This window comes from Metabacillus litoralis (genome assembly GCF_007994985.1).
GTDB classification, from domain to species: Bacteria; Bacillota; Bacilli; order Bacillales; family Bacillaceae; genus Metabacillus; species Metabacillus litoralis.
In genome coordinates this window covers 1-1,114 of record NZ_VOQF01000048.1, presented here as the reverse complement: position 1 = coordinate 1,114, position 1,114 = coordinate 1, and the positions used below count along the sequence as shown (strand labels likewise).

Below are 1,114 nucleotides of genomic sequence, written 5' to 3'. Positions count from 1 at the left end.
ATAAATGCTGGGTAAAATTCTTTTTGCTTATTATCTTTTAGCTGTTATTTATATCATTGTCTTGGTTGTTTTAAAGAGAAAAGGAATTGTGCTACAAGCAATGATTCTTCTTTCCTGTCCGTTTTTTGGTGTGTTTATCATTTATAACATGTCGAGGAAAATGTACTCGAAAAATGACCTACCGGATTGGCTTCTTCGACGTGTGCAGTTTGATGATTTTGTTTTAAAGTCACCAGATATTGAAGAAGAAACGGATATAATCCCGTTTAACGATGCGCTTATTTTAAACGATAATAAAACAAAACGGAAAATCCTGATTGATTTATTAAAGGGTGAATTTCTAAAAAATGTAGATGCACTTGAGCTGGCTCTTCAAAGTGATGATTCAGAAACATCTCATTATGCTGCAACTGCGGTTCAGCAGGTGAAAAGTGACTTAATGAAAACGATGCGTCAGCTTGAGGAACAGCTTTTATATGATGGTGGAGATTATGATTCACTTGAGGCTTATCGTGATTTATTAAAGCATTATATTCGAATTGAATTCTTAGATAAACAAACAAGAAAGAAGTATACCTATCTCTATTATCAGACGTTGGATAAGTTAATTAAGATTTCACCAGCTAGCGATGAATTAAACTTTATTGAAAAAATAGAATCAGCGATTACTTTGAATGAACATCAAGTAGCGTTGGAAACAGCGAAACAGTTTCTTGAGGTTTTTCCTGAAAAAGAGGATGCTTATTTTTCGGCATTGAATGTTCATTATTCAATGAGGAATAGTAGTGAATTTAAACAAGTTATGAACAAGCTGCGCTCATCAGATATTAAGCTTTCTCCTGATAAGCTGAACCAGCTGCGTTTTTGGCTTCAAGGTGATGAATATGAACAACAACTTTAAAATTGAAAAAAGTGTCTATTTTATGATGATTTTTGTTGGAATTATCGGGCTGTTTTTCATGATGATTCGTTCGGACCTTCTATTGAAATATCGTTATTTTAATGAAGCTCAGCCAGTATCAACCGTTCAAAGCCCAGAAAATAACGAGGCCTCTTATCATCAGCCAGCTTTTTTATTACTTGTTGGTGACGATCAACCACAGCTGGCCAAGAC

Annotated in this window: 2 protein-coding genes; both read left to right on the top strand. The window is 34.5% G+C overall.

Going from position 1 to position 1,114, the window contains the following annotated elements; all coding sequences use genetic code 11:
- Positions 1–88 precede the first annotated feature (88 nt).
- Complete coding sequence (locus tag FS935_RS23070) at positions 89–901, top strand: hypothetical protein (protein ID WP_146950936.1); 813 nt, start codon at positions 89–91, stop codon at positions 899–901.
- Positions 885–1,114 (top strand): hypothetical protein (locus FS935_RS23065; RefSeq protein ID WP_146950935.1); only part of this gene is annotated, 230 nt, incomplete at its 3' end. The genes FS935_RS23070 and FS935_RS23065, both read left to right, overlap by 17 nt.